Source organism: Emticicia aquatilis, from assembly GCF_014644295.1.
Lineage (GTDB): Bacteria > Bacteroidota > Bacteroidia > Cytophagales > Spirosomataceae > Emticicia > Emticicia aquatilis.
Genome location: NZ_BMKK01000004.1, coordinates 173591 through 187164, shown reverse-complemented (window position 1 = coordinate 187164; position 13574 = coordinate 173591). Strand labels below are relative to the sequence as shown.

Below are 13574 nucleotides of genomic sequence, written 5' to 3'. Positions count from 1 at the left end.
CGCCACGATTTATAGTTTATAAAATTTTATTCTTTCAATACAATTCCGTTGGGCTGACTACCAACCGAAATATCCTTTGTTTTTGTATGAGTACTGGCATCAATCACCGAAACCGTATTTCCTCTTTGATTGACAATAAATGCTCGTTTCATATCCTTAGAAAACGTAATTGCGTGTGCATCATCGCCAGTGATGATTGTTCCTTTCAAACTCCATAGATTATTTTTTCGTTCAAAATAAGCTACTTTATTTTGGGCTGCTTGGCAAATCCATAACTCATTAAGTGTTTGATTATAAGCCATTTGGCCTGGGGCAAAATTAACATCCAAATACTCTACTACACTTAATGTTTTTGGGTCGATAATATTAATTGTCAAAGCAACTTTGTTTTCAACATAGATTTTGTCATCAGCTCCTGCCCACACATTGGTCGGAAAAGCATCTACTTTTATTGTCTTTATTATGGCTTTTGTTTGAGTGTTTAACACATAAACAAAACTACTTTCGCCCAATGCCACAAAAGCATATTTTCCATCTTTCGAAAACACAACTTCGCTTGGGTCGGCTCCAAGAGCTACTTTAGTTTTCAAAACACCGTTAGTTGCATCATAGATAAACATTTCACCCGAATGAGTTGCACTTGCCGACCAAATTTCACTACCATCAGCACTAAAAACTGCATTGAAATTGACATTTGGTAATGCCATTTTTAGTAATGTACCACCAGTTTTTGTATCAATGACCGCTATTCCACCTTTTTTATCGGTTGCGTTATGTAAGGCCGTATGCCCAAGTGTAAAGTCATATTCGGGTGTTGCTACTGCCAGTTTTTTACCATCAGCCGACATATTAATGTGGTGCGGGAAACGGCCAATTTCGGTCAATTGAATGATGTTTTTAACGCTTAATTCATTCAAATCTACTATTGAAATAGTATTGCTACCACCGTTTACGACGTAAGCTTTCGGATAATCTGTTTCAACCACGGGGACTGGCTCTTCAATAACTTTTTTTGACTTACACGAAATCAAAAATTCTCCCCAAATCAAACTGCCACAAATCAAGGCACTAACTGTATAAAATTTTCTTTTCAATACCATTGTTTATTTTTTTCTCTAATAGAAAACGAATCTACTCAGTTTATCTGTATATCAAAAATAAAACATATTGGTTATTGGTATAGAAAATTAAATTCTGCCTCCCAATTTATAGCGAGTTCCGAAATAAATGACTCGACCTACAACTGGGCCCCATGCACTTCCAGCATCAAATCTGCTTCCAAAAGGATTATCAGGAGTTACGATTGGGTCTTTTTGACGGAAATTTGTCAAATTTTCTCCACCGAGATAAATATCCCATCTTCTGAACGAACGGCTTACTTGTGCATTTAGATTTACAAAAGCTGGAGCGAATTGTATCGGCATAGCTTCGTAACTTGTATGCACATAAGTGGTTGATAAATTTGGGATTCTACGCTGCCCATTGAATTGCAATGTTACATCAAACTTCCATTTATCGTAGGGTAGGGCATAGCCTACATTAAATAAAACTCTATCTATTGGTACAAACATTTTTCGTACCGTAATTTCTTGATTTAACGACTTTCCGAGTGTTTGCCAAACATCTGAATAACGGTAAGCCACTTTGAATTCAAGTCGAGGGGCTGGCACGAGATTCACCTCAACTTGTGCAGAATTTGCATAGTTTTTTCCTTGAGAATTATAGAAATACAAGAAATTTGGGTGTTCGGTATCGCCAATTAATTGATTTTGGAATCGGGTATGATACAAATCAATAATCAAATTAGATTTTCCAAAAGTTTTGGTCAAACTTACTCCGTAATTCCATGAAACTTCGGGTCTGATAGCTTCTAAGAAACGTACGGTTCGTGAGCTAACCAAGTTTCCGAAATATTCGGCAAATGGATTGGCTGTTCGGAAACCTTTTCCTGCCGAAAGGCGTAAGGCCGTATTTTCGGTTGCATTGTAAAGTACGTGTAAGCGAGGCGTGAAAATCGTTCCATACAAGTTATGAAAATCAAGTCTTGTACCTGCCACTGCGGTTAGTTTTTCGAGGTGCTTGTAAGTATATTCAAAGAATCCACCTTTTACTATTTCTTCACGCTGATAAATCAAATCAGCAAATTTTTCATCGTAATTGTCGTACAAAAAGCTCAAACCCGCTTTGTATGAATGATTGGTGTTTCCAAAAATATCTTGATAAATCAGATTACCATAAAGTGTTTGTTGTTTGCCATCATACGGACGAAAGCCGAACTGTGATTTTGAATCATGGATAACTCCATTGACAATAAACCCTAAGCCACGATATGGTTTTGATTGGTAAAGTTTAGCGGTTTTCGAGAAAAACTCGGCTCGATTCGTAGTGTTAGAAAATCTATAAATAAGGTTATCAAGCGATAATGGGTTTTTATTGATTTGTCCTCCTAAACGTGTATCATAAAGGTATTTTACACCAAACTGGGCTACCATTTTATCAGATTCGTATTTCCAACGATTAATAAAATTTGCTTGTGTATATTTAGGCAAATCATAGAAATTATCGTTGTTTTTATCAATCGAGGTTTGCATCGTGGAGCCATGTGATAGAAATGCTACCGACCATTTGGGCTTGGATTCTTGTTTTTGTTTAAAAATATGTGCCAAATTTAGATTAATTTCACCTCGACCCAAACTATTTACATAGGTATTGAGATATACTTTTTCGGCTAAATCTGGTTTTTGAAGTTCCACATTGATTTGTCCTGTCATAGACTCATAACCATTTACTACCGAACCTGCACCTTTACCAATGTCTATCGACTGAATCCACGTTCCAGGTATATAATTTAGCCCAAAAGTTGTGGCCAGTCCTCTTATTGATGGTATATTTTCTACGTTGGTTTGTACATAAGTTCCAGCCAGACCTAATAGTTGAATTTGTTTTGCTCCCGTAACGGCATCGGCATAACTAACTGAAACAGAGGCGTTTGTCTCGAAACTTTCTGAAAGATTACAACAGGCGGCTTTTGCCAAAGCCTTTGAGGTTAAGATTTCGGTATGAATTGGCGATAGCCTATCCATCGAGGTTGAACTACTGCGAACAACTACTTCTTGTAACTGGTTTTCAGATTGAAGAAACACTCTCAAGTCGGTTTCGTTACTGATGTCGAGTGTGTCTGATTTATAGCCTACAAAGCTGATTACCAGTTTTTTAGACTTTGCTCGAGCAATCGTGAATTTTCCTTCAATATCAGTTGTAGTGGCTATTTTAGTACCAAGCCAGTTTACGGTTGCACCAATGATAGGTTCTTCTTTGTTATTGCTTTTGTCTAAAACAATGCCGCTGACATTTTGAGCAAAAATGTTTAGATTGATTGCATAGAAAAAAAATGGCAATATTATTTTTTTAGAAAAAATATTCATTTCGTTTGGATAAACAAACAAGTTTGGGGCTTGTTCTAAGGTTGTTAAACAATTTCAAATTGGAGCATCATACCATCGTCTTCGTGTTCGAGATTGTGGCAATGAACCATATATTTGCCTTTATTATCAGGGAATTTCATTGTGACTTTTACAGTTTCGTTGGGCATTAATAATACGACATCCTTCCAACCCTTTTCGTGGGGTAATATGCCACGTTTACTGCTTCGCTCCGATACTTGAAACTGCAAACCATGAATGTGCATAGGGTGTGGTTCGTCGCTTTTATTTTCAAAAATCCAAGTTTCAATATCGCCGACTTTTACTGTTTCGTCAATGCGGGTTGAAGAATATAACTTGTTATTGATTTGATGACTCATTTTCAATCCCATTTTCATTTGAAGCTTGAAAGTGCGAGTTTTGCTTGACATCGATAATTTTTCGATGGTCGATAATCGGGCAGGAGTCTGATAGTTTTCGGTAACTATTGTTTTGACCGTAAACTTCATAAAATTAAATTCTTCTTTCCCTTGAGCCTTACTTCCATCAGGAAAAGTATTTGATTTCAAAAAAACACTTTCGTTTATTTTCAGACTACTAAAATCTACCAATATATCTACCCGTTCGGCAGGACCAAGCAATAGAGAAGTCATTTTCGCTGGATTTTCGAGCAAACCACCGTCTGAACCAATGACTGTGAAGGGTAAATTATTTGTAAAAGCCAAATTATAAATACGGGCATTTGAAGCATTCAAAATGCGAAGTCGGTAAGTTGTACTCGAAACCTCGGTATAAGGAAAAGCAGTTCCATTAACAGTAATAGTTTCACCCATATAGCCACTCATCACTTCATTCATTGTTGGGTTATATCGTAAGTTGTTGTTAGATAGTCGTTTATCTGAAATGATTAAAGGTATCTCTAACGCTCCCGATGGCAAATTTAGAGTGGCTTCTTCAGTATCATTTACAATTAACATTCCTGCCAAGCCCATATAAGTTTGACGGGCGGTAGCTTCGTGAGGGTGTGGATGATACCAATAAGTACCCGCCCGTTGATTGACATTAAATCGGTATTCAAAACTTTCGTTTGGATGAATTATATTTTCAGGATGTCCGTCCATATTAGCTGGAATCACCAAACCGTGCCAATGAATATTGGTATGCTCATCCAAGTTATTTTTGAATGAGGTACTGAATTCGTGGCCTTTTTGCATTCTAAAAAGGGGGCCAGTTGGTATATTTTCCAAATAACTCATTATCTCAGTTGTGCCTTTGTTTGTAATTTTTGCTTGGGTGGTTTTAGCATTCATTACATAATTTTTTGGGTTTTGAATAATCTTTGGAATATTCAATGGATTGCTAAAATTATCTTCGGCCATACTCACAGGCACTGGCTCAACCTTCATACAACTTTCAAGCAAAGCACTTCCTGCAACAATTCCAATAGCACTATTTCTGATGAATGTTCTGCGTTTCATTTGGTTGATTTATTTAGCTATTTTTTAGAAATTATTTCGGTTACTTTTCCACAGTTCAACATTTTATTACCGTAATAAGGGTTTTTAATGGCTTTGTTATTGCTCAACCAACTCTTTTTTACCATTGGGCAATACTGTACAAAGGAATCTTCAGTATTTCCAAATGCCTTAATTAAAGACACCATATTGGTGGATAATTCTCTAAAATGCTCTCTTTGGTGTTCGGGGTCTTTATTTTCACTAATGTGTTTAGCATCCGAACTCATGCGTTCGTTCAATGGTTTAAAAAAAAATTTTTGTTCTGTAGTCATTTTGCTTTGGTCAATGACATCAAGTTTTGCCAAGAAATTTTTTGCTTCAATGCTTGCTTTTGAGCCATCTGTAGCTACTAAAGCATCTTTTATGGCATAATAGGAGTTTATCAAAGTATTAACTTGGTTTGCTGTTATAGCATCAATCTTATCAAACTTGCCATTTTGTGCAAATGTGTTTGAAGCAAAAAAAGCTATCAAAATAATGGTGTGTTTTATCGTTTTCATTTTTTTATATTTTTGTGAAAAATTTTGTTGATGAGTGTATTTTTTTGATTTAATATCTTTAATAATTTAACATAAATCCAAGCCCAAAGCCCATATCGCTGTCATAATGAGTCGAAATGCCAATATTTTTATTCAAAATATACCGCAAACCAGCCATATATTCTTTATCTGTATTTATCATCATATTCATACGTAATCGCTTTGAAAGAGGAATATCTTTTCTTTCTAATTGTAAACGAAAATTGCCGTCGGTAAAAACTTCAGCCTGTGCGGTAACGAGCATTGGTAATGTATAATTTACACCCAAACTTAGGACTGCTCTTTTATCTTTGGTGCTTTTCTGTCCAAAGAGATTTGTTTCAATCGACTTATCCATCATTACATGATTAATCTGACGATAACGCCAATCGAAGCCTATAAAAGGCATTAGCCACTGCATTTTTCCAATATACCTTCCCAAATGAGTTTCAGTTTCGTAGCCATGATGGTCGTTATAGCCCAGTCGCCATTCAGTACCGATACTCCATCGGGTATTTTGAAGCATTAATTCACCATCATTGCCATTGGTTGCCACATCATTTTCCGCCATCAAATGAAATTGCCTATCATCAGCATACAATTTTCTTTGTGCCAATTTAGGATTTTGAATTTCAGGATTTGGTTGCTGATTTTCATAACTAAAAACTCTTCCCATACCAGCCATCATGTGATAAAGAATATGACAATGAAAAAACCAATCTCCTTCTATATTTGCACTAAACTCTAAAGTATCGGTTTCCATTGGCATAATATCAATGACATTTTTTAGAGGAGAAAAATCCCCCTGACCGTTCAACACCCTAAAATCATGTCCGTGTAGGTGCATTGGGTGCCGCATCATTGAACCATTGTATAGAATTATTCTTACTGTTTCACCTTTCTTAATAAGAATTTTATCGGCTTCCGAGACAACTTTATTATCTAAACTCCAAACATATCGGTTCATATTTCCACTCAACTCAAAGCGTAATTCTTTCACAGGAGCTTCTTTCGGAAGTTTTGTTACAGAGGTCGCTTTAAGCATTGAATAATTTAAAGTAATAATATCCGATAATTCATTGCTATTATATTGTGTATCTTCGGTTGTCATACTTTCCATGTCATGTGCTTTCTTTTTGCCCATTTCCATGTTTTTCATGGTGTGTTTAGGTTTTTCAGGTTCACCCGTTATTTCAGAATACATTACTACATTCATATCCATCTGATTTAACGACATCTGCATACCCATATCATCTAAATCACCATTCATTTTCATCATGCCATTCATCATTTTCATTCCCTCAAAATATTTGAGTTTAGGCATTGGTTTCGCTTTTATCTTTTCACCCTCACCTAAAAATAATGATGTTGATTTTGTACGGTCTTCGGAAGTTGCCAAAAATTCAAAGGATTTTTTGTCTTCAGGAATCGATAGTATAACATCGTAAGTTTCGGATACAGCAATAATTAATCTATCAACTTCAACGGGTTCAATATCATTACCGTCATTCGCTACAACCGTTATTTTTCCGCCTGCATATTTTAACCAAAAATAAGTTGATGCACCACCGTTTGAAATTCGTAGTCGAACTTTATCTCCGACTTTAAATTGCGTAAGTTGGCTTTCTTTTCTGCCATTAATCAAAAATGTATTGTAATAGACATCACTTACATCCATTGCATTCATTCGCTTCCATTCGTTATTTACTTTAGTTTTCAAATAACCCTGTTTAATTGCTTCTCCATAACTTTGAGTTGCACCTTTCTGAATAGCGAACCAATCTGTGGCATTATGAAGCATCCGATGAACGTTTTTGGGGTTCATATCTGTCCATTCACTTAAAATAATCGGTATAGTTGGTAAATCATCAATTCCTGTCCTAAAAGTTGAATCGGATGTCTTTTTGTTCAAAATCATTGAGCCATACATTCCGATTTGTTCTTGCAGGCCAGTATGGCTGTGATACCAGTGCGTGCCATGCTGAATAATTGGGAAACGATATAAATGAGTTGTATGTGGCTTAATTGGCATTTGTGTAAGATTGGGTACACCGTCATATCTGTTTGGCAGAAATAAACCATGCCAGTGCAAAGATGTTTCCTCATTTAATTCATTATGTACGTAAATCTCTGCTGTATCGCCTTCCATAAATGTTAGGGTAGGCATTGGTATTTGGCCATTTACGGCAATTGCACGTTTAGGTTTAGCTCCAAATAACACAGTTGTATCTTTTACATAAAGGTCATATCGAACCACTTTTTGGCTATAAGATGGTTTTGATATAAACAAAAGCAATGCAATTATTGGCAACACTTTTTTAGAAGCGGAACTCTGCCCAACATTTTTTAGAATATCCATATAAGAAATTTCATTTCTCATCTTCAAATAATATATTATAAAAATCAAAAACACCCAGATAAATGGTAATCATCATGTCTTTGTATTTATTTTAGTATAAATTATTTTCTGATGAGGTAATGTTTCAATATTTTAAAGCAATTCCGTTAGGTTTTTGCCCAACCTGAACGTCTTTGATTTTAGTGTGATTAGTAGTATTGATTATCGAAACTGTAAGGTTCTTTTGGTTGGTGACGTAAGCAATTTTGTCATCTTTCGAGAAAGCAATTGCATGAGCGTCTAAACCTGTCTGTATGCTGCCTGCTTTTTTCCATTTATTATTTTCTCTCTTAAAATAGTAAACAAAGCTTTGACCAGAATTACTTACCCACATTTCGTTTAATGACTGATTATAAGCAACATAACCAGGTGTAAAACCTAAATCAACAGTTTCAATCACCTCCAATTGATTGACATTAATGACACTTACCGTCTGACCGATTTCATTATCGACATACATATTTCCATCTGTTCCAGTCCATGCACCCACTGGCTCTGCTCCAACGGCTATTGTTTTGATAACTTTTTTTGAGGTTATGTCAATCACTGAAATTGAATTACTACCTCCATTAGCTGTAAAAGCATATTTTCCATCAGATGAAAATGTTACTTCGGCTGGTTCTGGACCAACAGAAATAGTATTTTTTAGTGACATTGATGCTGCATCAAATACTAAAGTTTTGCCTTCATGCTCCATTGAAGTAGTCCAAATTTCAGACCCATCAGGCGAGAATATTGAATTATGATTTGGTTTAGACAATTCCGTCTGTGATAGTACTTTACCTGTTTTAGCATCAATAATTACGATTTTTCCCTTTGTTTCGTGTGTACCTGAATGTCCTTCGGTTAAATCAACACCCGGAACACCGATACTTAATTTTGTGCCATCGGGCGAAAGATAAATATGGTGTGGAAATACAATATCGTTGGTCATATTATGAGTAGAATGATTACTCACAGATTGATTTAGTTTAATTGTATTTGTTTCGTCTGTGTTTAGATTAATGACCGAAATTGTTGTACTTTCTCCGTTGATAACATACGCCGCAGGAAAAGCGATATTTAATTCAGGTGTAGCTTCGTTTGGCATACAAGACAAAATTACACTCATCATTAATAGAAAAACTACTGTTTTTTTCATCTTAGTGCTTGTTTATTAGGCCTAATTTGCAACTATTAATCATTTATTTTCAAATTCAAGAGAAACACTTAGGTATTCCCATGTGACTTTGATTAGTCCTTTGTTTTTGTTTTTTGCTATCACTTCATAGGTTAAAGCCTCTGTGAGGTTTTTATTTTTTATAGGAACTACTTCTACTCTGATAGCATCATTTTCTTGTTTATAATCATCTGCCAAGTGCATATTCCACGTTTTGCTCAAAATGAGTACCCATTTGTCTTTGTTTGGAATAGTAAAGAAACCGTATTTACCTTTTGGAATTAGTTTACCTTCAATAATAACATCTTTAGAAAAATCAATCCATGTAGCATTATGAGCACCAGTTGACCATACTTGATTATAAGCAACTAAGCCATTCCATATATTTCTGCCACGAACACTTGGTGAGCCATACTCAATATGAACATGATTGTCGCCAATCATTTCCATCGTAACCATTTTCGGACTTTTGGGCTTTGCTGCTACCTTGCTGGTATCAGTTTTTGGTTGATGGTTTTCGTGTTGAGCAAAAGAAATAATTGTCGAAAATAGAAATATGGTTAAGATTGATATTTTTTTCATGTTGTTTTATTTTGTTTTGAATTTGATTTTTGACTTACAAAAAACAGTGTAAATCCACTAATTATCGTTATGATTCCAAATACTGAAAATGCTCTCAATAACCAATTCGAGATATTATCTCGGCTTTGATAATCCATCGTGTGGAGCATCCATAAAAAATCAAAGATTCTCCATTTACTATTTCTAAACTTTTGTACTGTACCGAGTTCGTTCGCTACATAAACCGTTGTATTCGTTGGGTTCGAAAATGTGACTGCATAAGCTGGAAGTGGCTGCTCTCGGTATTCATGATGCCCATTGGTGTTGGTCAGATACTCAACAGACTTTACTGGTGCTGGTGCATCATTCAGAAAACTTTTTTTTGCAATTTCAATCGCTTCTTCTTTGCTTAGTGCTGGTCGTAACTCACCAGTTTTGGCATTTGCCAGTTGTATTTTTTTACCTCTATCGTGTTCTTTTGCATAAGTAATTTGATAAAAAGGACGATTCAGAATTTGTATCAGACGAATATCAAAAAGGAAGTTTACCGAATCTTTCAGTTTAATTTGTTGAATGATGTCTTTAGGGTTTACAAAGTCAATATCTGCTCCAATGGGGTGAATGTGGGCTTTTTGGTGGTCGCCATGAACTTCATCCATATCTGACCAACTAAAATAAAGTCCGCCGATTGTCCATAAAAAGAATTGAATTCCTAAGATTACACCTAACCAACGATGAGTTTTTCTGATTTTTCGCTGAAATACGCCTTTCTTCATACTATCATTTAAAGTTTAATACTTCTTAATCTTAAAGCATTACCAATAACTGAAACCGAACTAAAACTCATGGCCAGTGCTGCCAACATTGGTGATAATAATATACCAAATACTGGATATAAAACACCCGCAGCAATCGGAATCCCGACGGTATTGTAGATAAAGGCAAAGAATAAGTTTTGCTTGATATTATTCATTACGGCATGACTCAATTTTTTAGCTTTCACAATACCTTGTAAATCGCCTTTGACCAAGGTTATTTTGGCACTTTCAATCGCTACATCTGTTCCTGTACCCATCGCAATGCCAATATTAGCTTGAACCAAAGCAGGAGCATCGTTTATGCCATCACCAGCCATCGCCACAATTTTACCTTGAGCTTGCAAGCTTTTAATTTCTTTTAATTTGTCTTCGGGTAAACAGTTTGCTTTATAAGCACTTAAATTGAGTTCAGCCGCAACAGCATGAGCGGTATTTTCATTGTCTCCGGTGAGCATAACTACTTCAATACCTTGGTTCATTAGTTCTTTAATGGCGTCCTTGCTTGTTGCTTTGATGGCATCTGTAATCGCTACATAACCTGCAACCTCGCCGTCAATCGCAATAAAAGAAACCGTTTTTCCAAGTTTCTGCTCGGCAGTGACGGTGTTTTCTAAGTCAACAGAAACAATCGCTTTTATTTGTTGCATAAGAGCTATATTTCCAATTGCTATTTTTTTGTCATTTAAAGTGCCTATTACTCCTTTACCTGCAATTGCTTCAAAACCTTCTGTTGGTGTCAAAGTAATATTTTTTTCTTTGGCGTAGTTTACAACCGCTTGTGCCAAAGGATGTTCACTATACTGATTAACCGAAGCAATGCTTTGCAATAACTTATCTGAATCTGCCCCTTTTAATGCAAACACTTTATCCACCGATGGTTTTCCCTCCGTAATTGTTCCAGTTTTGTCGATTATCAATACATTTATTTTATTCATGTTTTCTAAAGCTTCAGCATTTTTTATTAAAACTCCCGATGAAGCTCCTTTGCCAACTCCAACCATGACCGACATGGGTGTTGCCAGACCCAAAGCACACGGACAAGCAATAATTAAAACTGCAATTGCATTGATAAAACCATAAACCAATGCTGGGTCAGGGCCGAATTTTGCCCAAATAAAAAATGTAATTACAGCAACACTTACAACAATCGGAACGAAATACTTGGCAACACTATCGGCTAATTTTTGAATAGGAGCTTTAGAGCGGCTCGCATCATTTACCATCTGAATGATTTGTGAAAGTAGAGTTTCAGAACCTATTTTCTCGGCAACCATTACAAATGTTTTGTTGCCATTGATTGTACCTGAGCTTACAGAATCGCCAACTTTTTTATCAACTGGAATAGGCTCGCCCGTAATCATTGATTCATCAATTGTACTTTCTCCAGTTACAATTTTTCCATCAACTGGGACTTTCTCACCAGGTTTGATTCGCAAAAAATCACCTTTCTTCACATCACTAATTGATATTTTACTACCAATGCCATTTATTAGAATTGTTGTTTCGGTTGGAGTCAATTTTAGTAATTCCTTAATAGCCCCACTTGTTTGGCTATGTGCTTTTGCTTCTAATAATTGTCCAAGCAATACTAAAGTCAGAATTACTGTCGTTGCCTCAAAATATAGATGAACTACGCCCATTTCATTTTTAAATTCGTGGGGAAAAACACTTGGAAACAACAATCCGATTATACTGAACAGATATGCAACGCCCGAACCAATACCAATTAAGGTAAACATATTAAGGTTCAAAGAAACGATTGATTTCCATGCTCGTACAAAAAATATCCAACAAGCATAAAAAACAACTGGTAAGCTGAGGATAAATTGAAGCCAATTCCATTCGTTATGTCTCATTACTTTCATCAATGGATTATTGGGAATCATATCGGTCATCGCTATTATGAAAATGGGCGTTGTAAAGGCAATAGCTATCTTCATTTTCCTTAATAGGTCACTATAAGTCTTGCTTTCTCCATCATTGTTTGTAGCTTTGATTACCAAATCCATTCCACAAATAGGACAGTCACCCGCTTCATTTTTGATTACTTCAGGGTGCATTGGGCAAGTATATTCTGCTTTTTGATTAATACTCACCTGTGGTACTAAATCCATTCCACAAACCGGACAATCACCTGCTTTGTCATAGAGTTTATCTCCTTCACAGTGCATCGGACAATAATATTTACTGTTGCTATTATCACTCGATGGCTTCACAATCTTTTTTTCTACTTTTATTTTTTTGAAAGCATTGATTTCAGCTTCATTTGTATCATCAATTGTATAATTACCTATAAGTGATAGCGATTTTTTCAATTGTTCGGTAGGAATGTGCTTCTCCATCGTAATGCTTGCTACTGGAGGGTCTAAGGTTACAACTGCCGAAATCCCTTCTACTTCATTGAGAGCTTTTTCAACCTTTGTCCGACATCCATTGCATGACATCCCCGTTACTATATATTTATGGTTCATTTCCATTGAGATTCAATAATGTAATATTCTGACCTTTATAGAAAGCGAACTAATGCTACTGTCTTCATTAGTTCGATTCTCTATTTTAACAAAATTATTTTTTTGATACTTTGTGTAATTTCATGTGGCATTTTGGACAGTTATCACCTTCTTTACCCGTAACTTCGGGGTGCATCGGACAAGCATATTTGCCTTCTCCATCCATTTTAGTATGTTCTTTCATATCCATTCCATTCTGAAAACAATAAAGCACACAAGCCATTCCTTTATAACTTGAATGAATATTACCTATTTTTTTGCCAGAAGCATCAAAGATATTACAAGTGTTGCCTTCTTCTTTTACACTAAATGTCAAGTCGCCATTAATGTTGTGGTATGATTTACCGTCTTTACCCATTCGCCCCATAACCTTACCATTGGCATCTACCAAATTCCCTTGCCCATCAATATATGCTATTTTATTACCTTTGGCGTCATTGACTACATTCTCTTTCGTAATCTGACCAACTTTAACTCCACCTTTCTTGATTGTCCCATTTTTATCAATATTCATCATTTGATGCTTGTAATTGGCGTTTTGAGCAAATGCAACCGATTGAATAAAAGCGATTACCACAATGAATAGTGCGATAGTTGTTTTATAAGTTTTCATTTTCTGTTTGTTTAAATTTATAAAACAAAAGTAGTTGGTCGGGTCAATCTAAGTGTTA

Annotated in this window: 10 protein-coding genes; all 10 read right to left on the bottom strand. The window is 35.7% G+C overall.

The window, feature by feature from the left end; genetic code table 11:
• Positions 1-26 precede the first annotated feature (26 nt).
• Complete coding sequence (locus IEX65_RS10910; RefSeq protein WP_188766092.1) at positions 27-1100, bottom strand: YncE family protein; 1074 nt, start codon at positions 1098-1100, stop codon at positions 27-29.
• Between the two features lie 87 nt (positions 1101-1187).
• Entirely contained in the window at positions 1188-3425 is a 2238-nt protein-coding gene (locus tag IEX65_RS10905; protein WP_188766091.1) for a TonB-dependent receptor plug domain-containing protein, read from the bottom strand.
• A 44-nt stretch (positions 3426-3469) separates the two neighbouring features.
• Positions 3470-4900 carry a multicopper oxidase family protein gene (locus IEX65_RS10900; RefSeq protein WP_188766090.1) on the bottom strand — a complete coding sequence of 477 codons (1431 nt, stop codon included), beginning with the start codon at positions 4898-4900 and terminating at the stop codon, positions 3470-3472.
• A gap of 17 nt (positions 4901-4917) precedes the next feature.
• Positions 4918-5439, bottom strand: a complete 522-nt coding sequence (locus IEX65_RS10895) for a DUF3347 domain-containing protein (protein ID WP_188766089.1) — start codon at positions 5437-5439, stop codon at positions 4918-4920.
• A gap of 58 nt (positions 5440-5497) precedes the next feature.
• Positions 5498-7837 carry a multicopper oxidase domain-containing protein gene (locus tag IEX65_RS10890; protein ID WP_229250635.1) on the bottom strand — a complete coding sequence of 780 codons (2340 nt, stop codon included), beginning with the start codon at positions 7835-7837 and terminating at the stop codon, positions 5498-5500.
• Positions 7838-7940: 103 nt separating this feature from the next.
• The gene (locus IEX65_RS10885; RefSeq protein ID WP_188766088.1) at positions 7941-8996 is read right to left on the bottom strand and encodes a YncE family protein; all 1056 of its coding nucleotides are present in this window, start codon (positions 8994-8996) and stop codon (positions 7941-7943) included.
• Positions 8997-9035: 39 nt separating this feature from the next.
• Positions 9036-9596, bottom strand: a complete 561-nt coding sequence (locus IEX65_RS10880) for a DUF2911 domain-containing protein (protein ID WP_188766087.1) — start codon at positions 9594-9596, stop codon at positions 9036-9038.
• Positions 9593-10351 (bottom strand): PepSY domain-containing protein, encoded by a 759-nt coding sequence (locus IEX65_RS10875; protein WP_188766086.1) that lies wholly within the window; start codon positions 10349-10351, stop codon positions 9593-9595. Before IEX65_RS10875 ends, IEX65_RS10880 begins: the two co-directional genes overlap by 4 nt.
• 8 nt (positions 10352-10359) lie before the next feature.
• Entirely contained in the window at positions 10360-12870 is a 2511-nt protein-coding gene (locus IEX65_RS10870) for a heavy metal translocating P-type ATPase (protein ID WP_229250633.1), read from the bottom strand.
• Positions 12871-12958: 88 nt separating this feature from the next.
• On the bottom strand, positions 12959-13516 hold the full coding sequence (locus tag IEX65_RS10865; RefSeq protein WP_308424953.1) for a heavy metal-binding domain-containing protein: 558 nt from the start codon (positions 13514-13516) through the stop codon (positions 12959-12961).
• Between the last annotated feature and the right edge of the window lie 58 nt (positions 13517-13574).

Coding starts and splice junctions, on each gene's coding strand:
- IEX65_RS10885 (WP_188766088.1), bottom strand. CDS start 8,996: ATGAAAAAAACAGTAGTTTTTCTATTAATGATGAGTGTAATTTTGTCT.
- IEX65_RS10895 (WP_188766089.1), bottom strand. CDS start 5,439: ATGAAAACGATAAAACACACCATTATTTTGATAGCTTTTTTTGCTTCA.
- IEX65_RS10865 (WP_308424953.1), bottom strand. CDS start 13,516: ATGAAAACTTATAAAACAACTATCGCACTATTCATTGTGGTAATCGCT.
- IEX65_RS10905 (WP_188766091.1), bottom strand. CDS start 3,425: ATGAATATTTTTTCTAAAAAAATAATATTGCCATTTTTTTTCTATGCA.
- IEX65_RS10870 (WP_229250633.1), bottom strand. CDS start 12,870: ATGGAAATGAACCATAAATATATAGTAACGGGGATGTCATGCAATGGA.
- IEX65_RS10875 (WP_188766086.1), bottom strand. CDS start 10,351: ATGAAGAAAGGCGTATTTCAGCGAAAAATCAGAAAAACTCATCGTTGG.
- IEX65_RS10910 (WP_188766092.1), bottom strand. CDS start 1,100: ATGGTATTGAAAAGAAAATTTTATACAGTTAGTGCCTTGATTTGTGGC.
- IEX65_RS10890 (WP_229250635.1), bottom strand. CDS start 7,837: ATGAGAAATGAAATTTCTTATATGGATATTCTAAAAAATGTTGGGCAG.
- IEX65_RS10900 (WP_188766090.1), bottom strand. CDS start 4,900: ATGAAACGCAGAACATTCATCAGAAATAGTGCTATTGGAATTGTTGCA.
- IEX65_RS10880 (WP_188766087.1), bottom strand. CDS start 9,596: ATGAAAAAAATATCAATCTTAACCATATTTCTATTTTCGACAATTATT.